We start from the raw sequence: 20,658 nt of genomic DNA on the forward strand, positions 1-20,658 counted from the left end.
TCACGACATGTTTTTTGTTTTTTATTACGACAATTAGTGATTAAAACCATAAAAAATAGGCGTATCAAGCAAAGTGTTGATACGCCTTAAAACTACACTGTTAAACAACATGTGTCGTCGTGTAGTAATAATGATATTTATTTAATTATCTTAGATTCAGTATTACATATTATGCCTCTGCTTTTTCCTTAGCTAAATTCCCTATCCATGATTTTAACAGTTCATATAATTCGAACTCACCAACGATACTTTCGTTGTCTGAGAGGGAAGGGAAGAGTTTAATGTATTGTAAATTATACCTTTCAAGGATAGGCTCTGTTTCTTTTGTGCTAGGGTATAAACAAATTACTTTTTCAACACGTTTGCTTCCTTCTGGTGCAACGGATGGAGAGCAGCATTGGAAACCAGAGTAGCTGTATAACTGGGTTTGTACCTTAGTAAGATATTCGTCCGTATATAAACTTGAAAACTTCCTGAACTTTGCATCTAACACCACTGCATCCCTAAATAACAATTCTCCATTTTCACCTTTTCTGAACGCATCTATACGAATGTCGGGCCTGTTCTTGCCCATAGGGGAGAATAAGCTATCTCCTTTTTCCTGCGCTTCTTTAGGGGATAATGATAATTGATAGTCGTACCATATATGTAGTACTGATTCGCTATTCTCCAGTGTGAAACGTATGCTTTCTGGGATTTCATTCTTGTGATAGAGCAACATGAAGTTATATGGAATCCCATCAATTAGGTCATACCCGATTTTTTGCATGATATCGATTACCTTTAACAAACAAAAGTATTCGTATATTCTCCATGTTGGCTTAATTAACTTGGTATGTTGTTTTTTTTCACCTTGTTCTTTTTCCACTAATAGCGTCTGTTCATATAAGTCTTGTACTGTACGATAAGCGTGCCTTTTTAGGACAGGTTTTTTCTTCCCTCGTGGTACTGCTGATAAGAAACTACTAGACAATATATGATTCACACGACTGTTTATGGAATACACAGCAGATGTGCGTTCGTCCAAAAGGTTAAGAGTTAGTATATGTTTCTCTTGGCTTTCTTTGCTGATTCTGATTTTCGTATCTAAATCATATATAAGTGATTTAGATACGTTTCTTCGACTTTTTAACGAAATGATTTTCGTTTCTAATTCTTGTTGTTTGTCTATTTCTTTTTGAATATCAGCCTTTACTACCTGTACGTGCGATTTTAATAAGTTGGAAACTCTTTTTAAGTCCTTGTTCCAATTCAATAAAATGTTTTTGATCCATTGGTTATCTAGTGTATTAGATTCTTCCACCTTTGTGTAATTATAAAAGGCAGATTGACCAGGTGCTTTTGCTTTTTCTTTTAAACCTTTAGAACTCATTGACCAACGAATAGATTTTGCATTTTGTTTCATAGAAACAGGTTGAACCTGATGAGTACCTATAATTTTACTTGATGGTCGTTTTGAAATGGTTTCAAGAGCGTAGGAAAGCATTTCATAGTTTTCTTGAACTAGTTTCGCATAGTCCATGTACCAAAGTGCGGTAGCGTTGTCGTCGTTTTGATTTAATAAGGACGAATTATTTGATATAAAATCATAAATGATTCGTTCAATTTTGTTGTCTAAGTAATTATGAATTCCTGTAATTTGCTCAAGTTGCATATGTAGCGGTTTGATGTAAAATCCACTGACATACTTTTGTTTCTTGTATTCAATTTCGAATAAATATAGACCCATTCTCCAAGGGTATTCCGTATTTGGTTGGAAGGAGTACGCTACTTGGCTCGGACTAAAAGAAGTCTTTAGTGGGAATATCAATTCTTTTTGTTCATTTTGTTCATCAAATACAGATGTTTGGATTTTGATTGTTGCAGTAGGGTCAAAAGCTTCTGGTGAGTCTGCTACAAAGTCTATATATAAATCCAAGTTCTCTTTTAAAGTAGGGAACTGAGCCTGTTCCGATTGCGGAATAGGCTCTTTTGGGCTCCATACTTTATTGATAGGGAATGGTTCATTGTAATTGTTACGGAACACGACCGAAATCGGTAATGTGTCGTTTTTATAGTGTATAACCATTTCTCATTAACTCCCTCGCTTTTTGCTCTAAATATGTTCTTGATTTCGAGAAGGATAGTTCTTCTTCGTTATCGTGCAAGATGTTACCTAATTGGCTGTGTACCCATTTATTGTCTTCGCCGAAATAACCAACTAGATTTTCGATTTGATCTCTGTGACCACGTACTTTTGTAAGAATACGTTGCTTGATTTGGTAATCGAAAGCAAGATCGCGCGGTAGAAGAGGGGTTCCATCTTCGTCAGTAGCGATATTGTCAAGGTAGAATCCGATTGCTTTTCCGATTCGGAAAGATACACCTGTTTGTGAGTCATACTCACTAATAGCTTCATGTAATTTATCTAAAATGAGTAATTCGTTGTCATTTAATGCTGCTAAACCTCTTTCGACTGCTACCCAGCTGAAGAAGTCATAGGCTGAAATCCCACCAAATTCATGAATTACTCTTTGTTCCATTTGAGAGTATTCTTCGATAGAATCTGCTCTAGCTGCTTCGTTTTCTTTAGCAACACGGAATCCTTGTTTTTCTAATAGAATTACGTTGGAACGGTCTAACATACGGTTACTAAAGTCTTTTGTCGTTTCGTCGAAATTAGCAGTTCCTACAAATAATACGTTTCTACCAATTGTGATGCCATTTTTATAATGTGGTTGATGGCAATGTACACCTTTGCCTACTAAATGTAGGATGCGTTGTTCTGGCTCTTCTTCTAATAGAGAAATGAAATCGCTGAAGTAGTATTCTACTTGGCCAAGGTTCATTTCATCAAATAACACCATATATAACTTATCTGGGTTATTTTGTGCATTGTTCAAGAAGGTAACTAAACCTGTTTCACTTTCAGTGTATAAACCTGTTTGTGGATTAAAGAATCCTAAAAGGTCTGATGGTTCAGTATAAGAAGGACTGATAGCCACTTTAAGGAATGTATCTCCTTCTTTAAGGTTTAAAGCTTCTGCATAAAGACGCGCTAGTCTAGATTTACCAGTACCACTCATACCACCTAAAATAGCAAGACTAGATGTCTTAAGAGAAGTATGGAAGTTGTAGATGTCGTCAGAACTATAAATAAGAGATTTTTTGTTTGCTAAGTAGTTCACCCAATCAAGGAATTGAGATTCTGGTACTGGGTTCAAGTATTGTTCATTTGTTTCATTAGTCGCATTGTTTTGCATCGTATCATGTTCCTTTTGTGTTGGCGGTATTTGTAGTGTTTCTTTGTGTTTGATAGTTTCACTTGCTTTAATAGTTTCACTTGCTTTAACGGGCGGTTTCACGTTGGCAGTGTTGTTTTTCACAACATATACGCCTTCTTTTTTAACCTTTTCTAATAATACATCTCGATATGTATCGGATATGAAAGAGATACCTTTGCTCACACATCTTTGCATGCTATTCCAATCTTCCGGAAGTGGCATCACCTTTACATGCTCAGGGTGATCAATGACATAAGAGAAAGGAGTTACAGCATATTTTCTTATAGCATCCGCTTTTTCAATGTAATAAATATGACGATTACATACCAAAAATTCAGGTTTGTCCATTCCGTGGTTGTATGCGTGAAGTGAAAGTGGTAATTTATCAACCAATTTCTTTTCAAATGCACGGTGAGATGAGCTGGAACCTACTTCTGGAATGGGATAATAACGAGTAGCCATTTCTTTTTCATCTTCAATTAGAACGATATCGAAGTTGAAGTGTGTTTTATTCTTTTGAGTGTCGATGTTAACTTTAGGTTTGAACAACACCAATTTACCTGTAAGGCTTTTACGTAAAAAAGCAACCTTGTCAATTGCTTCTGTATATTTCAATTTGTCTAATACATTCTTATTGCGATTATCAAACGATACATAGGGTTGTTCAGGTTTTTTTTCTAACTTCTCGCGCAATACTGAGGGTTCGCTAGATAAAGGGAGTACGTTGAAAATTATGGAATCTGTTCCGGCATAAGAGACTCTGCTAACTGATTTTTCTGGGTCTTCTGCTGACCAAACGTAATCCGTTAATTCGTCGTCTTCTGCTAACCTTCCTATGATTAACGAGTCCTGCATATTGATCTTTTCTTTTTCTGATAAGGTATTAGATGTTTGTGTGGTTGCCATAATAAATTGCCTCCTTGTTAATTGCGTTGATTAATTGTAATAGCCAATCTGATAGATCATAACCGCTAAGTTCTGTGTAATTTAGGGCATGTTTTTCTAAAAGGTTTCTAAACTCTAACCATTCAATTGAACTTGTGAAATACGCTCTTTCGATAAATAACTTGTAATCCTCATAAGCTGTTGCATCGCTGTTTAATAGGTCAAAATGGAATTCATCGATGCTGATGCAATGTTCTTGGAAAGGCGTGTTTGTAAATCGCTCAATATCAGTTGTGATTAGGAGCAATGGATTGTCGTCTATAATTCTTGTAAAGACGGCCAATAGTGGACTAATTGCTTCTTGATGCAATTGTGAGTTTTGGATTTTCTGATTGTTTTCGTCCTCTATTATCGCCTCTTGTAGTGAAATTTCTTGTAATTGCTCTTCTACCTTTTGTTCCAATTTTTCGTATGCTTTACGGGATTTTTCTATACTCTCTTCAGTTGATTTCCGTTCTAGAGAGAGTTTTTCCATTCTCTGCACTACATCATCAAACTGAACTTGTAATTCTAATAATTGCTTTTCAGTGTTTGTTTTGATGGTTTTTGCATTTTTTTCTCTTAACTTAACTGTATATGTGTACAGATATTGAGTTAAGAAATGATACTCAGCTTTAGCAAAATTGTTGTTGTGTTTTAAAAATGCAAGTATGACAACTGGACGATCTACTTTTTGAGTTGCTGCGATTTTGCTGAATAGGAAGTTCAACATGTTTTCGTTCCTGTTGCTCCCGTTCTCCTCGGTTTCGTCCTCGATGTTTTCTTCTAATTTTGCTAATTCTTCTTGCAACTGTTCATAATTCTTCTTACGAGTATTCTTTAGAATGCTTTTTTCTAAAGAGTTTAAGAATGAGGTTACTTCTTTTTGGGTCAAACTGTTGTGCATAAAAGTGTTAATCTTTTCTAACGGGTTAACGCTTTCTATTGTGGAGATACCTGATAAAATAGGTTTTCCTTCTTCCAAGTTCTTTCTAAGTGTATTGATATTTTCTTTACACTCAGTTTCGAAACACATGTAGTAGAAAGCGATTACTTGTATCGGTTGCAGTGTAGGATTAATTTCTACGATTAAATAGAAATTTTCAATTGTTGGTTCGGTATCATCAGTGATCTTAAGTTCTTTGAATGTTTCCTTTAAGATGATGTTTAATAAGATTTTGATATGTAATACCGGATTGCTTTTTCTTTTTGTACCTTTGAGTCCGGATTTCATATGTGTTCTTAATAATGGTGGTGGTGCATTCCATCCTTCTACAAAACCTGGTAGTGAAAAGTTGGTGTATTTTGCAGTCTTTTTGAGATATTCGTCACTGGTCATGGACAATATCCAATCGATGTCCAACATAACTAATTGCTCCTTTCTAGTTGTACCCAAGTAATAGATTGTATGACTTGGGTAGTAAATGTTTCATTATATTAGTTGCTTCTCTTCATTGCGTAACTACATAGTAAATCGCCTCATTTTAATTTATTGATATAAGAATGTTTTTTCTCTACTTTTACTATTTTATGGATTATGTTGGCAATCGTAAAGTGATAAGCAGTGTTTTGCTTAAATTTTTTCTGATAATTTTGAGAAAGATATTTTTCTAGTTGAATAAGCGGAATTTTATATATCTTTATAAAAAAAAGAACCTACTTTATCGTAAGTTTTTTTAGGTGTTGCGTGCTGCGCGAATTATTTATTATTGTAGTTCACTATTTTTGAAGTTCATTGTTTTTTAAATAGTAAACTAAATAAAACCTTTCTTTACTATTTTATTATGTGGGAACAACGACAAATTATTGTTTTAATTCAATTTTCATCCCTCGTATGTCTCAAATAACTTTTCCAAATACTCTAGATTTCCTTCTGCTATATATTGCTCAGCTTCTATCAAACGCGTTGCTAATTCAGCCTTTGTTAAACGCATATACTGTTTGTACACATTCTTTAAATTTCTGTCCGGCTTTAATTGCTCGAACTCATGAAAAGTATGTTTTTCATTTTCTCGATAGGGAAGATGCTTTTCTAGCTCTTTTTGTTTTTTCTTATAGCTCTTACTCTTTTCTTTATAATACGCATAGAGTTTTTCATGATTTCTAATAGTGTTAAAATGAATCCCATTACCTTGTTCATCAAGTTCTTTTGTCTTTTTAGATACATTGTGCAAGGTAACTTCTTTGCCCTCCATAAGGAGGACATCTATTGCCTTTTTACCTAGTTCAAAAGAGTTAACCCTTCGTTTCTCGTAATCACTTTCTAAACCACCTTTATGGTTTTCTAATGATAATTCTTGGCTCATTTTCTTTATCTCTCCTATACTCCTCAATTAACGCTATTTCCTTCAATTCAACTTTTGCATCATGTATCGTTTTTTTTATTTTCAAAACTTCCAGTTTGAAACCTTTTTCCTCGTGATACTCCTTCGATTTTTCTGCCCAATCTAGATATGCAAGTAATTCATGTTTTTGTTCTGGTTCAGGTATTTTAGTAGCGCATCCTACACATGCAAGTTGTGTTGGACAAATCTTGTTAGTAACACATGTACCCCCAACGGTTTTACTAAATGGTCCGCTAATCTCTCTTTGACGCTCAAAAAGGGCTTGTATCTCTTCTGGTTGTCTTAAAACTTCTTTCATCATATCAGTTGTAGTAGCCATGGAAGTATGAAAGTCGGACACAACATCAGCTACTTGGCTTTGGGTAGGTTGAGAGTAATATTTTGTAACGTCTAAATCCTTTTGATTAAGAATCATTGCTACGACGTCAATCGGAAGGTCTTCTGCTTGTACGGCGTGTGTCGCAAAACCATGACGTAATAAGTGCGGTTTCAACTTTACCAACTTCTTGTCTTGTGTTTCATAAATCAATCCGAAACAGATAAAGTTTAAAATGCCTGCAAAAGTCGAAGGTCTAAAATGCTTACCATGAAGCTGAAATAAATAGGGTTGGTCTGGTCGCGATTCACCTTGTTCCTTCATATAACGAAATTCCACTTTTGGAATTGATCCTTTATAATGTTGATCTCTAAGGTAAAAAGCAATTTCCTTTATTAAATCAAAAGTATCTTTGGTCGTATAAAAAACTGCTAGCTTATCTCTTCCTTTCGGAATAGCTCTAAATATGTATGATGTTTTTACTTCATTTGTTTCTGGATCAGTGATACTTACCTGGTCTAAACAATCAATACCAAGATGAACTTGCGCCACTTCACCTAATCTTGCACCTGAAGACGTAAATATATCTAGTGCTGTTGCACCAAAGAGAGCTGTAATGTACAAAACCTCAACGTTCATTAAAATGCCATCAGCATATTTCTGAGAGCTAGTTATAAATTTACCTTGTGCTAAAATGCCTTTATGATCGGATTGGAAAGGCACATTAATCTTTTCTGAATCTGATTCCCTGTAACCGTACACCTTAAGTATTTTCAACTTTTCATTTATTTGTTCTGCACTTAAAGATAGGGGCCAATATCCGATTAATTGATATTCCCAAATAGGCAAAAACCAAAAACCTTCGGTTTCTTCTACTGGTTCACCAGTTTTATCATCTAATACTTCTGCTTTTAAAAACTCGACGAAGTATTCGTTATTTTCTTCCGAAAAAGTAGTCCTTCGTACCTTTGCATTATTAATGGTTACGGAAGAATAATTTTTACTATGATGAAGTACGAAAGACGGTTTATCCCATAATCGAAAGGAAAAAAGCTCCTTTGATCTATCTCCGCGTTCCTCGTTTTCAATATAAGAAAATTCAAAAGGAAGAGGATATCCGTTATCTTTTACAAATTCTACAACCTCAAGATATTTCTGTCGCAAACGCCTAACTTTGTTTAAACGAAACCCACCTTCAGCACGAATTTTTATAAATTCTTTGGAAATTACGTCCGTTTCAGACTTCCGTTTACTTTTGGCAGCATTCTTTGCTGTTTTGCTAACTTTAAAATCTCTACCATCTAGGTGTGTTTGAGGGAGTAGAAAAGGGGCGAATACTTCTTGTTGCTCCCTTGTCAACTTGGTCGAATGCCACTTCAGCACGCTTTTTACAAGATTTTTATACCTATTAAAGAATTCACTTCTCTTGCTATCTGAATGGGAGGGAAGAATCTCCCTTCGTAGATAATCTGACAGAAGTATATTTACATCAAAATTATTAAGACTCACTAATTTTGTTTCTTGAAAGAGTTGCTTGAGGCCGATAGTTATCTTTGTAAGATTTGAGTGAATAGACTTAGGGTTTAAGTTTTGATTGGATATTACCATCAACTTTAGCGCTAAGTGGTTTGTAAAAGGATAACCACAAGAGTTATTTTTGAAGTAACGCAAATGCTCAAGATTTACCTTATCCCAAAAGTAGCCCCCTTTATCCTGATAGACAAGGATGTTGTCATCAACTTTACCTTTTAATTCTTGATACCATAGTTTGCTTTCTAATTCATCAATCACATTCCCACACCCTTAGGCTTATTTATAGATTAACTATTCAATTCATTAATAAAATCCATCAAATCATGTTGTTTTTCAGACATTTGTGTGATCTTATTTCGAGATTCAACCGAAGGTTGTCTAGCCCTCTTACGAGGTTTTAGCTGATTTAAATACTCCTCCTGATCCTTTTTCATCTTTTCTAGCAATCTATCATGCTGCTCTACCACATAATCCTTCTCATCAACATGATGTTCATAGACTTTTATTGTGTCTGCTTTTTCGCTCCAATTCATATAAATTCGTAATCGTTCAATTTCATTGTCCTGTTCTACTTTATCCTTGTATTTTTCGCGAATCATCCGAATGCTACGGGTCACGAACCAATGACGTGTTTTATGAATGTTGATTTTTATTTCTGCTTTTTCCATGATGTTTACCCAATTTTTTAAAAAGGCATCATACTTGTAGGGATCTCCATACTGATTAAGAAATATTGTGATTTCATCAGGTATGTCATTCATGTTTAAACCACTTTTATCAACTTTCTTTCTCGCACCATGGATATAACGATCAAGTAGTTTTAACGTGTCGTTATCTACTTTCAAAAACTTTGTTCTTATTCCATTGCTTCCCTTATTAAAGGTGGCAAACTCACCCTTATCATACCTAGCACGATAGTCCCCAAATGTAAGTTCGATAACTTCTGTCGCTCTTGCCCCGGTTTGAAATAGCATTGTTGTAATAATTTCATCTCTAAGCTTCCATTTACTGTCCTTCCCAGCCTTATAAATCATAAAGGGGAGGTAAGGATCATCAATAATCTGAGGCTTCCACTCGCCATTTATAATTTTAAAAAAGGAGTCGGTTAATCGTCGAGCTCCTTTAGGTAAAGGTTCTTCTGTACCGGCCTCTTTAGGCATTCTAGGTTTTCCTTCCCTAACACCCTCTATTTGCGTTTTATATTCGTCTAAAATAGCGTGTGCATCAATAAGTGGGTTGGGGTAAATGTACATTTTTACCTCTATCATGATTTTGTAGAAAGATTTTAAAGCACTTAAAATCCTACTGACAGTATTAGGACTTTTATTTGTCAACTTTACATTGTAATACGTTTTGCTATCGCTTGTTGTAACCTTACAATGGGCTTTATGCATCAAAAAATCCTCTATGGCTATCCGTACAATGTGGGGTTCATCATCCCAATTTACAGTTCTTCCTTGATAATTACTGTCAGTATGTAACCAGGTGAAAAAAGTATAGAGTGTTTTTAGATAGGATTCTGCGCTGCTATCCGAAATTCCACCTAGCGCCTCTTTATAAAAAACTGTAAGAGGTAAAAAAGGTCTATTATGTTTATCTAGCACAATCAATTTGAACTTTTTGGATTTTACCCCTTCGGGGCATTTGACATGGTAATAATAACTGGTTTTCATCTTAGTTCAACCACCTTTAATCTTGTTCTAGCCAATTGTACAACGAGACTTTTTCTGTCCGTTGTTCGTCTAAAACCATCTCCTCATAGTCTCGCTGTGTTAAATCCACTAAACTCTTATTCTTTTCAATTGTAATTGGGTCTGGTTTCCACTTCTTCGATTGAGCTGCTTTGAAAAACTTGAAATAATCATCAATGGGTCTGCTTTGCTGACGCATAATAAGACAAATCTCAAGTGCACGTTCCAATGGTAAAGAGGTGAGAGCTTTATGTAATTCTTCCGAAGGGGGTTCTAGATTGGCTATTTGAAATGCCCATTTGATTAATTCAGACTTGTTGTAATTGGTAGACGTTGGTTTACTTTTACTCTGGCTAGCTTTTTTGGGAGAGCTTGTTAGGGCTGCAACATCGCTTGCTGGTATCTTCCAACCTTCTTTACGGCTGTTTTGGATTGCACCTGGAAACATCCCATCTTTTATCTTTCTTTTTATAGTTTCTTCATTCTTGTAGCCCAAAAGGGATGTTACTTCTTTAACCGTAAAATACTTCTCCATATGAATCCTCCTTAAAAATGAGCGAATTCATCATGCTGTTATACAGATTATATGTTTCATTTTATTTTATCTAATAAAGGGAGGTCAATAATTAATTTCTGTATTTTCAATTAATTTGATATGGTAATAAAAGTGATGAGAAGAAGTTCAAATGTAGCGATAAAAGTTTCGATAAATCTACAAAATGTAGTGATAAAACGAAGGAAAAACCATAAAAAATAGGCGTATCAAGCAAAGTGTTGATACGCCTTAAAACTACATTGTTAAACAACATGTGTCGTCGTGTAGTAATAATGATATTTATTTAATTATCTTAGTTTCAGTATTACATATTAGGCTATCTTTTTCATTTTATATTGGAAAAAATGCTATTCCTATCTTTAATCTTGTAAATATACAAGATATTTTTATAGTGCTTTTCTAGCAATTTTTTTCATTTTTCGAGGTTGAAATTGGTATATACCAATTAAAGGGATTAACTATTCATAATATTACAAAAAATGTTACAATACATTAAAAATTACGCTATAAATCATTTTAATATGAAAAATTGGAATGAAAAGAAAGGAGAGGAATATGAATAATGGTGTCGCTTTGAAATGATTATTATCATTTCATTAGGAGTTGATATAAAGCGATGAATAGGTATGAAGAACTGGATTCAATTAGAGGGATTTCTTCATTAGTAGTAATGATTGGCCATCATTTAATGATTTTTTCAGTATTTCAAAATTACAGTTATGAAGATAATAAACCATTTGTTATGTATCTATTAAAAGAAACACCTGCTCGTCTTGTTTTTAGTAGTGGTAACGAATCTGTTATTATCTTTTTTGTTTTGAGTGGATTTGTTTTGTATGAATCTATTCAAAAAAATTATGATAGCTATAGGTCATTCCTTGTAAAGCGTATATGCAGAATTTATATTCCATATATCGTAGCGATACTTATAGCTATTTTATGCCAAACTACAATGAGTGAATATGGAATTTCTCATTTAAGTGAATGGTTTAATCGCTCATGGACGATTGAAAGTTCTTTAAGCCTAATCGTGCAGCATATATTATTGGTTGGGAAATATAATACAGATGCATATAACGGCGTAATTTGGTCACTTGTTCATGAAATGCGAATATCAATCATTTTCCCGTTAGTTTTGATGGTTTGTTTAAGAAAAACGTTGAGGGATTCGTTATTGACATTGTTTAGTTTTAGTATATGCTCTGTTGCGATATTATTTTTATTTCGCTCGAGTTTAACATTAACAAGCTATATGTTAACACCACATTACACGGTGCTATTTTTACTAGGAGCACTAGTTGCGAAGTATAAAAATAATGTAATAATTTTTTATAGTAATCGTACTAAAAATGAGAAAATTGCATGGTTTTTATTAGCGATTTTACTTTATATGTATGAAGGGCTTATCGGAGAAATTAAAGTGCTCAATAATTTTATATTGCGAGACTACGTAGTAGCGATAAGTGCATGTTTATTTGTCATATTAAGTTTAGCAGTATCAACTTTGTCATCGTTGCTGCGTAATAAATACTTGTTATATTTGGGGAAGATTTCTTACAGTCTTTATTTATACCATATCATATCGTTATTTTCCCTTATATACATGCTTCATGAAATATTGCCGTTGCCTATCATTTTAATTTTTTCACTCGTTTTTTCATTTATACTTGCAATGCTTTCGTATATATTTGTAGAAAAATTTGCATTCAGAGTCGGAAAGTATGTAACAAAGCAAGCGAATAGAAAGAAGAAAGAGTTATCTGTAAAGAATGATGTGCAGAATATGAATCAGACAAAGGCGGTGAAATAATTGAAGCAAGAAATTAGTATGAAGGATTTTCAACAGTTATTGAAAAGAAGGATAGTAACAATTATTTTGACGATGTGCTGTTTAACTGTTTCTCTAATTCTTATCTCTATGTACGTATTAAAGCCTTCATATCAATATTCAACACAAATTCTCGTTGGGAATTTAGATGAGTTTAATAAGGAAAATTCAGCAAATAAAACACAGGAAAATAAGCAACTCGTAACTTCGTATGTTGATATTTTAAAAAGTCCACTTATTATTTCAACCGTCAAAAAAACTTTGAAATTAGAGCAATCAAGTTACGAATTAGCTCAAAAGATTTCAGTAGTGAATATGGACAATTCACAAATTGTTACTGTTACAGTAAAAGATTCGGATCCTAAAATTGTAAAAGAAATTGTAAAGTCACTGGCAGAACAATCTCAAAAAAGCTTTCAGCAGTATACGAATGTACAGGGAGTAAAAATATTAACTGACCCTGAGTTACAGGAAAAAGTTGAAAAACTGTTTCCGAAATTTCAACTTATTATCCCTATTTCTTTACTTGTTAGTTTTTTTGTTGGGGTAGGTTTAGCTGTATTTCGAGATTATTTTGATGAGCGTATATACGTCGAACAAGATTTGGAGAAAATAACAACAATCCCTGTTATTGGTTACATAAATATGAAACCGAAAAGAAAAAAGAAATTTACAGAAGTTGATTCGCAATCATCTATATATCGTGGTGAACATGTCGATGTTTAAGACAAAGAAACGGCTTCCATTTGACCCGCATGATACTTTAATGAAAGAGCAGTTTTATACGCTGTATCACGAGTTAAAAAAATCGGGGAAACAAGTGTTCACAATTAGTTCAACGAAGGATAGAGGCGTTGTTGCCTCGTTTATAGTCAATATAGGGCTAGTATTTGCAGAAATGAAAAAAAAGGTGTTACTTATCGATGTGAATTTTTCCGATCCTAAGCTACATCTATTATTACAAAGCAACCATACGAAAACAGTGAATGATATAATAAGCGATCCCTCCTGTAGTTATGAAACTTTCTCTAGTAACTTATCTAAATACTTATATTGTATTCCTGCAAAAAAAACAGTACACACCGGTACACCTTTAGTTGCTACAGATGAATTTGATGATGTAATTGCAAAATGGAAGGAAGATTTTGATTACATTTTCTTGTATTCCTCTGAAGTATTTGAGCTTCCTGCTACGCACATGATTGCAGGAAAATGCGATGGAGTGGTCTTAGCAGTTAAAAAGAGAAAAGATTCCCTACGTACTGTGCAAAAAGTGATAGCAAATATAAAGAAGAAAGAATGTGAATTAATAGGTATAGTTTTATATTCTTGAATGTGGGGGTAACGATTTATGATTCGTGAAACAAATCAAGCCAAGTTGTATACGATTCCGGCCCAAGAAAAGACCAGTATTTTGAATCGAAGTATAAAGCGCTTGTTTGATATTATATTTTCACTCATATTGTTACTAGTTACGCTGCCAATTATGTTGTTTTTTTGTATTATAATTGTTTTCGAAACAGCAGGAGCTCCAATTTATTTTCAAGAACGTTTAGGCATGAATGGGAAGAAATTTAATGTATTTAAATTAAGGTCAATGGTAACAGATGCTGAAATAAATGGACCACAGTGGGCAGATGAAAATGATCCAAGAATTACTAAAGTTGGATCATTTATAAGAAAAACGAGAATTGATGAATTGCCGCAACTTTTCAATATTTTAAAAGGCGATATGTCTTTTGTTGGACCTAGGCCAGAGAGAGAGTATTTTTATAAACAATTTGATACGTATATTCCAGAATTCAAAGACCGCTTAATCGTGAAACCAGGGTTAACAGGATGGGCACAAATAAATGGAGGATATAATCTTGATGCAAAAGAAAAATTGAAGTTGGACATGGAGTATATTGAAATGAAAACGATCAGGATGGATATTCGTATTTTATGTAAAACTGTTTTAATTGTATTGAACCATAATGGTGCAAGATAAATATATGTAAGTAGGTTGCTTGCAAAGGAGAACAGGTATGGGTAGATCTATTTTAAATAATATTATCCATCTATTTTATAGCACAATTTTAGCTAATCTTCTTCAGGCTGTGAGTTTAATTGCTTTAGCAAATTTTTTTAATGCACAAAATTATGGGATGTTTAGTGTTGCTATAGCAGTGACGTTTTTTATGTTATTTTTTACAGATTTAGGACTAACGAATACGTTTCTTCGAGAAGGGGCAAAAGATGGAATAGACTTAGAGATGATTTTATCGTCGTATATAAAGGTAAGAATGATTCTACTTATTTTTATTTCTATAATCGGCTATATTGCTATTCATTATATGTATGCGGATAGAAATTTGATTTATATGATGATAAACGTAATGTTTTTCATGTTAATAGGATTAACTTGGCAAAATATAGGGATTGCCTACTTTCAGCTAACGGAGCGTATGAAGTATATAGCACTTATTAAAGTTGTATCAGCAGCAGTTGTCATTATCATTACATGTTTTTGTATTTTCGGAGAGTTACCAGTTTATATAACTGCGCGTTTATATGGATTTGGTTATATGATTGGTGGTATATGCAGCATATATGTAATGAAAAGAAAGACGAATGTGAATATGAAAGTTGTAATTCATAAAGCGTTGTTTTGGCAAGTGACACCTTTTATTATTAGTGGTTTTTTAATAATGAGTACGCCACAATTAGCACCTATCTTACTTAACTATACATTGCCATTAAGTATGGTAGGTGTTTTCGCGGTGGCTTATCGGATGCCAGCAGCTTTATATCAAGTACCAGGGGTGATTGCAGGGGCGTTTTATCCAGTGCTCTTTAAGCATTATAATCAGAATAAATTAGAAGAGCATACGAAATTAAACTTACTTCAAATAAAATTAATGGCGATCGTGGGAATATGTATGACAATAGGTTTATATTATTTAGCTCCATACTTTATTTCTATATTTTTTCATGAGGAATGGAGAAATACAGTAGAGCCACTCCAAATATTATCATTTCTCATTGTGCTGCAAAGTTTAAATATTGCTATAGCTGACGGCTTAACAACGAGTGGACGTCAAAATAAAAGAACGGTTGTGCAATGTATAGCATTAGTGATAGGTGGGATTATGCTTTATAGTTTTAGTAGTATTGGTGGAGTGATAGGAGCGGCTTATGCTATGGTTTTATTTGAAATTGTAGCTTTAGTTGGGTATATAGCAGTAAGTGTAGTGAGGAAGAAAATTGTATTCCAAATTGTCATACCTTATACAATTTATTTTGGCGTAACTTTTATTGGGGTGCAAATGTTGCATACATATCATTTCATTGCGCTCGTTCTGAATACGTTAATCGTAGTAGTTGGTATATTCCTATATGATTATGAGCTGAAAAAACTTCTTTTTTCGTTTATAGCAAAAACACGCAAAAAGGATTATATTACGAAACAGGGGATATAGCATATGGAAAATAATATGAAAATGTCGATGAAATGGATTATGCTTCTAATATTATTTGTCATGTTAAGTAAATACAATATATATATTGGATTTTCGTTGAAGATCTATATGATTTTTTTAGTCATATATTTTTGTTTAACAATTAAAAACTTCCATATCCAAAAGCTATATTTTCATGAAGTTGTATTTTTACTATTTTATTTCATCTATTGTTTGAGTGGAATTCTTTCTATATATTTACATGCTAGCATTCGTATGATTTTTGGTGTGTTACTTGTTTTAGGTTGTTATTTTATAATGAGAAATTTATTAGGAAATATTGAAATAGCAACACTTGAATCATCTATTTTTTATGTAGGATTTATATTTAATATTGTAAGCTTAATACTTTATATAGTTGGTTTACAGCACTTTGGGTTATACGGTGGAGAAGAAAGAGAAATTTTTGCCGGACTATTAGTTGATAGAGGATATCCAAGATTAATTGGTTTGCTAGATGATCCTAACATTTTTATTTTTTATAATACAATATTTTTTATGTATTATATGACAAATTTACATAATATGACGAACATTTTAGGATTGATTTTATGTGTTACGACAAGTTTATTAACTTTTTCAAGGGGAGGAATATTAGCGCTTGTGCTTGTCATTTTTGTATATGTATGTACTTCTAGTTTTGCAAAAAAAATAAAAATAATGATGAGTTTACTATTGTTTGGTGTAGTGATCTTTAGTTTATCTAATAGTGTAATGGGTGGCCAATTGGATGACATATTGAATAAACGAATTTCTGATTTTTCGCATGATAATGGAAGTGGCAGATTTACATTATGGGAAGCAGCTTTTAAATATTATTTATCTAACCCATATATCGGAATCGGTGCGTTTAATTTTTCGAATTATTATGAATTTCAATTTAATGAAAAATTATATGTGCACAATACATTTTTAGAAATTTTATCTGAATCGGGTACAATTGGTTTTCTTTTATATAGCGCTTTTTTATTTGTATTAATGTTCAAGTTAACGCAGTATACTTTGTTTCGTGAAAAACCGTATCTTTTATTGACTATGGTTGCATTTTTATTTCAGATGATGTCATTGTCACTCATTATTAACGAAGCGTTCTTTTTATTTTTAGCAATTGTTGTGAAGTACATTTCAATATATGAAGGAAGGGGAAAGATAGATGGTAAAATGTCTATCAGCACATAATAAGGCGCCTCATGTTTCTGTAATAACACCTTCTTATAATAGTATACGATTTATAGGTGAGACGATTGTATCTGTACAAAATCAATCATATGAAAATTGGGAGATGATTATCGTTGATGACGCTTCAACTGACGAATCTGTTACAAAAATTAAAGAGATAATAGAAGGAGACTCGCGTATTAGGTTAGTATCATTAAAAGAAAATATTGGTGCTGCTAAGGCTCGGAATATAGCAATTCAAGAGGCGAGAGGAAGGTATATTGCCTTTTTAGATAGTGATGATATATGGTTACCGCATAAATTGAAGACACAATTGTTATTTATGGAAGAAATGAGTGTGGCCTTTTCATATGCATCGTATAGTTTAATCGATGAAAACGGTAATGGACTAAATCGAGAAGTGAATGTACCGAAATCTGTTGACTATCATTGTTTGGCAGGAAATACAATTATCGGATGTTTAACAGTAATAATTGATCGTGAAAAAATTCCGCATATTGAAATGCCTAGTGTACAGCCGGAAGATACGGCGTTATGGCTGAAATTATTACATGAAGGGCATGAAGCGAAAGGGATACAGCAAGTATTAGCGAAGTATCGAATTGTAGCAAATTCGGTTTCCAGAAATAAAATTAAAGCAGCTTTTCGGTATTGGAAATTATTAAGAGACCAAAAATGTCTTAATGCAGTGCAAATCTTTTACTATTTTAGTAAGTATGCTTATCATGCCTATAGAAAAAATAAAATCAATGTAGTTGGGAAGACGCAATTATGAATATACTTTTGATGACAGATAAATTGATAACAGGCGGAGCTGAAAGTTATTTCTGTAAATTGGAAAGTAATTTGCGTTATGAGGATTTTAAGGTTTATACAGCTGCAGGTGATGGAGAGCTATATGAATCTCTTACTAGAAAAGAAAATTTTATGTTACTTAGCCGATGGAATCATTTGAGAAATATTTATTACTTACGAAACGAAATTTGTAAACGAAAGATAGAACTTATTCATGCCAATAGTTTACGAATGGTATTATATGCTTTTCTACTTCAAAAGTTTATGAAAAAAAAGATGAAAATTGTGTATACGAAGCATAATGTAACGATATTAGAGAAGAAAATGCCAACTCTTTTTCGTTATTTTATGAATAAATATGTGAACAATATTATTACAGTAAGTGAGTTTGAAAAAAATAACTTACTTTCAATGCATGTAGCTGAAGAGAAAGTAAAGACAATTTATAACGGTGTGGATATAGAAAAGTTTTTATTCCAGCAGAAAAAGAAAGAATCTATTTATAAAATAGGGATATTAGCTAGACTATCCAAGGAGAAAAACCATCAACTATTTGTAAAAATTGCAAATGTGTTGAAAAAAAGAGATGATTTTTTGTTTTATATTGCTGGTGATGGGCCAGAAAAAGAATCTATTATGAACGAAATAGAAAAGTATGGATTGCAACAAAGGGTAACAATGTTAGGGAATATTTCAGATCCGCATAGGTTTATAGGAAATATGGATGCCTTACTTTTATTATCTTTTCGTGAAGTGTTTCCAATGGTAGTAATTGAAGCAATGGCTACAGGGACACCAATTGTTTCAATAGATGTTGGCGGAATAAATGAAGCGGTAATAAATGGAGAATCAGGTGTTTTGATACATGAATATTGTGAATCTGAATTTGCAAGTGCACTTGAGGAACTACAGGGGAATGAAGAAAAGGTGAATGATATTAGACTGAAAGCACGAGAGAAAGCAGAGAGGTATTTCTCGTTAACTAAAATGATAGAAGAAACGAAAGGTATATATGAATTAAACAAATGACCGTACAGGTCGTTTGTTTTTTTTATTATAAAAACTTTTAAGAGAAAACTCACATATTATATGAAAAAGGTAATATGAGGAGTGAATTTATTTTGTCAGAATATATTTCTTCCCAAGAAGATTGTGCACCAGAAAATAGCGTTCATATTGATTGTTTTGGAGCAGTACCGAACTCAGGAAATGATAGCTCATTAGCAATTCAGCAAGCTATAAATTATTGTGTAGCGAATCGAATTTCGACGGTTAGAATTACAGGGGTAAATACGTATAAAATTGTAAAGCCAATTATTATTAAATCAAACGTAAGATTAGAGTTAGATCCTACTGTAACGCTACAAATCGATGGAGATTTTAATGTGTTTGAACTGCAACAAAATGCATCTATAACAGGTGGTACAGTTCAAGTTATAAATCCACTGTTTCAATCTGCTGTTATTTATGTTTCCGGTTCACAACAAATAGAAGTTCCTAATCACTCTCTTATATCAAATATAAATATAATAAATGCAACGTCGTCATATAAAGGTAAGGCTATATACTTTTATTGTCAAAAAGCATGGGATTATATTAGTTTCTTTCAAGTTAACTTTATTCAAATTAAAAACTTTCAAACTGCAATACATTTAAAGACAGAATATATAGATGATATCAATACACCTTGCTGGATTAATGCAAATGTATTTCAATCTATATTTATTGATGGATGTCAGTATGGGATAGAAGTAGATGGAAATAGTGATTTGCCAAATGAAAGTTCAGGTAATACATTTCATGATATTCAAGTACAATGTAGACAGCAAACGAAAAAAGTAATTCGTTGTACGGGCGCTTATAATACATTTGATTGTATGATCTGGGATACGTACCGGATGAGTAGCGAACAGATTGTCATTGAATTTTCTTCTAATTCGCATCGTAACTACCTTTTTTCGAATTTACTTTCCACAACTATTGTAGATAAAGGACAATACAATGTTTGTAAGTCTACCTATGAAGAATCTCTTCGGATTCAGTTGCCGATTACGTTAAATAAACCACATTTAATAGGGAACCAAGATGATATATTAGTAAATGCTCAGCAGAAGTATACTGTTAAGCAAGTAAGTGGGAAATTACCTTACGGGGGGAATCTTGCAAATTGTTTTAATTTAATAGATGAACAAAGTGTAAACTATATCGATGTTCCGGATAGTAATCCAGTTGTGATTGAATTAGATTTTACGAAAAATCCAATCCAAATGTTGAATTGTTTTGGCATGTATTTTGGATGGGGAGAGAGCCCGAAGAAAATTAAAATTGAGTATGCATTAAGTGCAACTGGAAATTGGGTTGTTGCATCGGATGTTCCATTAAATGTAGGCGATACAATTATATCGAATATGAAGGCGAATCAGTTATATAAAGTTAGAATTACATTAAGTGGTTATTCTCAAGATCATAAGCGTTTTCGGATTAATCGTATGTTTGCAAGATCGTCGATGGAAAATGGGAATGCTTGGTTAGCGACAACTGGCGGAAGAATGTTTGGAGATATTGAAATAGAGGCAAGTAAAGGTATAATTATGAAGACGGCTAGTGGAGTGAAATGGAAAGTTACTATGAATGAAGCTGGCCAACTTATTACGACTAAAATAACTTGAGACGATGCCTAAGTGTATATCCTTGGACGAGTTATTGAGTAGGACGATAAAGGTAATGA

Annotated in this window: 16 protein-coding genes; 9 read left to right on the forward strand and 7 right to left on the reverse strand. The window is 33.1% G+C overall.

Annotated elements, in window-relative coordinates:
• Positions 1–169: 169 nt before the first annotated feature.
• From PDQ33_RS09470 to PDQ33_RS09500, 7 genes are all read right to left on the reverse strand, one after another.
• Positions 170–2,068 (reverse strand): nuclease domain-containing protein, encoded by a 1,899-nt coding sequence (locus PDQ33_RS09470; protein WP_254232257.1) that lies wholly within the window; start codon positions 2,066–2,068, stop codon positions 170–172.
• Positions 2,052–4,169, reverse strand: a complete 2,118-nt coding sequence (locus tag PDQ33_RS09475) for an McrB family protein (protein WP_270755401.1) — start codon at positions 4,167–4,169, stop codon at positions 2,052–2,054. The genes PDQ33_RS09470 and PDQ33_RS09475 overlap by 17 nt, the downstream gene beginning before the upstream one ends.
• On the reverse strand, positions 4,147–5,553 hold the full coding sequence (locus PDQ33_RS09480; protein ID WP_254232259.1) for a hypothetical protein: 1,407 nt from the start codon (positions 5,551–5,553) through the stop codon (positions 4,147–4,149). Before PDQ33_RS09480 ends, PDQ33_RS09475 begins: the two co-directional genes overlap by 23 nt.
• Before the next feature lie 457 nt (positions 5,554–6,010).
• A complete protein-coding gene (locus PDQ33_RS09485; RefSeq protein WP_254232260.1) occupies positions 6,011–6,493 on the reverse strand; it encodes a hypothetical protein in 483 nt (160 codons plus the stop codon).
• Complete coding sequence (locus PDQ33_RS09490) at positions 6,462–8,639, reverse strand: site-specific integrase (protein ID WP_254232261.1); 2,178 nt, start codon at positions 8,637–8,639, stop codon at positions 6,462–6,464. The genes PDQ33_RS09485 and PDQ33_RS09490 overlap by 32 nt, the downstream gene beginning before the upstream one ends.
• A gap of 29 nt (positions 8,640–8,668) precedes the next feature.
• Positions 8,669–10,054 (reverse strand): tyrosine-type recombinase/integrase, encoded by a 1,386-nt coding sequence (locus tag PDQ33_RS09495; RefSeq protein WP_254232262.1) that lies wholly within the window; start codon positions 10,052–10,054, stop codon positions 8,669–8,671.
• A gap of 16 nt (positions 10,055–10,070) precedes the next feature.
• Entirely contained in the window at positions 10,071–10,607 is a 537-nt protein-coding gene (locus PDQ33_RS09500) for a hypothetical protein (protein WP_254232263.1), read from the reverse strand.
• Positions 10,608–11,244: 637 nt separating this feature from the next.
• On the opposite strand from PDQ33_RS09500, the gene PDQ33_RS09505 reads away from it, so the two are divergent.
• The 9 genes from PDQ33_RS09505 (at position 11,245) to PDQ33_RS09545 (ending at position 20,599) form a co-directional block, all read left to right on the forward strand.
• A complete protein-coding gene (locus PDQ33_RS09505) occupies positions 11,245–12,438 on the forward strand; it encodes an acyltransferase family protein (RefSeq protein WP_061130693.1) in 1,194 nt (397 codons plus the stop codon).
• Entirely contained in the window at positions 12,439–13,182 is a 744-nt protein-coding gene (locus PDQ33_RS09510; protein ID WP_270755398.1) for a YveK family protein, read from the forward strand. It abuts the gene before it with no gap.
• Positions 13,169–13,789: a CpsD/CapB family tyrosine-protein kinase gene (locus tag PDQ33_RS09515; RefSeq protein WP_041184092.1), complete on the forward strand. Its 621-nt coding sequence runs from the start codon at positions 13,169–13,171 to the stop codon at positions 13,787–13,789. Before PDQ33_RS09510 ends, PDQ33_RS09515 begins: the two co-directional genes overlap by 14 nt.
• 18 nt (positions 13,790–13,807) lie before the next feature.
• Positions 13,808–14,446, forward strand: coding sequence for a sugar transferase (locus PDQ33_RS09520; RefSeq protein WP_270755396.1), 639 nt, complete (start codon positions 13,808–13,810; stop codon positions 14,444–14,446).
• A 37-nt stretch (positions 14,447–14,483) separates the two neighbouring features.
• Entirely contained in the window at positions 14,484–15,917 is a 1,434-nt protein-coding gene (locus PDQ33_RS09525) for an oligosaccharide flippase family protein (protein WP_061130690.1), read from the forward strand.
• 3 nt (positions 15,918–15,920) lie between these two features.
• Entirely contained in the window at positions 15,921–17,135 is a 1,215-nt protein-coding gene (locus PDQ33_RS09530) for an O-antigen ligase family protein (RefSeq protein WP_048557442.1), read from the forward strand.
• Positions 17,110–17,910: a glycosyltransferase family 2 protein gene (locus tag PDQ33_RS09535; RefSeq protein ID WP_000237692.1), complete on the forward strand. Its 801-nt coding sequence runs from the start codon at positions 17,110–17,112 to the stop codon at positions 17,908–17,910. The genes PDQ33_RS09530 and PDQ33_RS09535 overlap by 26 nt, the downstream gene beginning before the upstream one ends.
• Positions 17,907–18,959 carry a glycosyltransferase family 4 protein gene (locus PDQ33_RS09540; protein WP_072180028.1) on the forward strand — a complete coding sequence of 351 codons (1,053 nt, stop codon included), beginning with the start codon at positions 17,907–17,909 and terminating at the stop codon, positions 18,957–18,959. Before PDQ33_RS09535 ends, PDQ33_RS09540 begins: the two co-directional genes overlap by 4 nt.
• 92 nt (positions 18,960–19,051) lie before the next feature.
• Positions 19,052–20,599 (forward strand): hypothetical protein, encoded by a 1,548-nt coding sequence (locus PDQ33_RS09545; protein WP_141543433.1) that lies wholly within the window; start codon positions 19,052–19,054, stop codon positions 20,597–20,599.
• The last annotated feature ends 59 nt before the right edge of the window (positions 20,600–20,658 follow it).

It is taken from the genome of Bacillus cereus group sp. Bc031 (assembly GCF_027716265.1).
Classification (GTDB): Bacteria; Bacillota; Bacilli; order Bacillales; family Bacillaceae_G; genus Bacillus_A; species Bacillus_A paranthracis.

What these genes read in the sequence shown, in the direction of transcription:
- PDQ33_RS09520 (WP_270755396.1), top strand. Translation starts at nt 13,808, where the DNA reads ATGATTCGTGAAACAAATCAAGCCAAGTTGTATACGATTCCGGCCCAA.
- PDQ33_RS09540 (WP_072180028.1), top strand. Translation starts at nt 17,907, where the DNA reads ATGAATATACTTTTGATGACAGATAAATTGATAACAGGCGGAGCTGAA.
- PDQ33_RS09475 (WP_270755401.1), bottom strand. Translation starts at nt 4,169, where the DNA reads ATGGCAACCACACAAACATCTAATACCTTATCAGAAAAAGAAAAGATC.
- PDQ33_RS09515 (WP_041184092.1), top strand. Translation starts at nt 13,169, where the DNA reads ATGTCGATGTTTAAGACAAAGAAACGGCTTCCATTTGACCCGCATGAT.
- PDQ33_RS09500 (WP_254232263.1), bottom strand. Translation starts at nt 10,607, where the DNA reads ATGGAGAAGTATTTTACGGTTAAAGAAGTAACATCCCTTTTGGGCTAC.
- PDQ33_RS09525 (WP_061130690.1), top strand. Translation starts at nt 14,484, where the DNA reads ATGGGTAGATCTATTTTAAATAATATTATCCATCTATTTTATAGCACA.
- PDQ33_RS09485 (WP_254232260.1), bottom strand. Translation starts at nt 6,493, where the DNA reads ATGAGCCAAGAATTATCATTAGAAAACCATAAAGGTGGTTTAGAAAGT.
- PDQ33_RS09505 (WP_061130693.1), top strand. Translation starts at nt 11,245, where the DNA reads ATGAATAGGTATGAAGAACTGGATTCAATTAGAGGGATTTCTTCATTA.
- PDQ33_RS09470 (WP_254232257.1), bottom strand. Translation starts at nt 2,068, where the DNA reads ATGGTTATACACTATAAAAACGACACATTACCGATTTCGGTCGTGTTC.
- PDQ33_RS09480 (WP_254232259.1), bottom strand. Translation starts at nt 5,553, where the DNA reads ATGTTGGACATCGATTGGATATTGTCCATGACCAGTGACGAATATCTC.
- PDQ33_RS09535 (WP_000237692.1), top strand. Translation starts at nt 17,110, where the DNA reads ATGGTAAAATGTCTATCAGCACATAATAAGGCGCCTCATGTTTCTGTA.
- PDQ33_RS09495 (WP_254232262.1), bottom strand. Translation starts at nt 10,054, where the DNA reads ATGAAAACCAGTTATTATTACCATGTCAAATGCCCCGAAGGGGTAAAA.
- PDQ33_RS09530 (WP_048557442.1), top strand. Translation starts at nt 15,921, where the DNA reads ATGGAAAATAATATGAAAATGTCGATGAAATGGATTATGCTTCTAATA.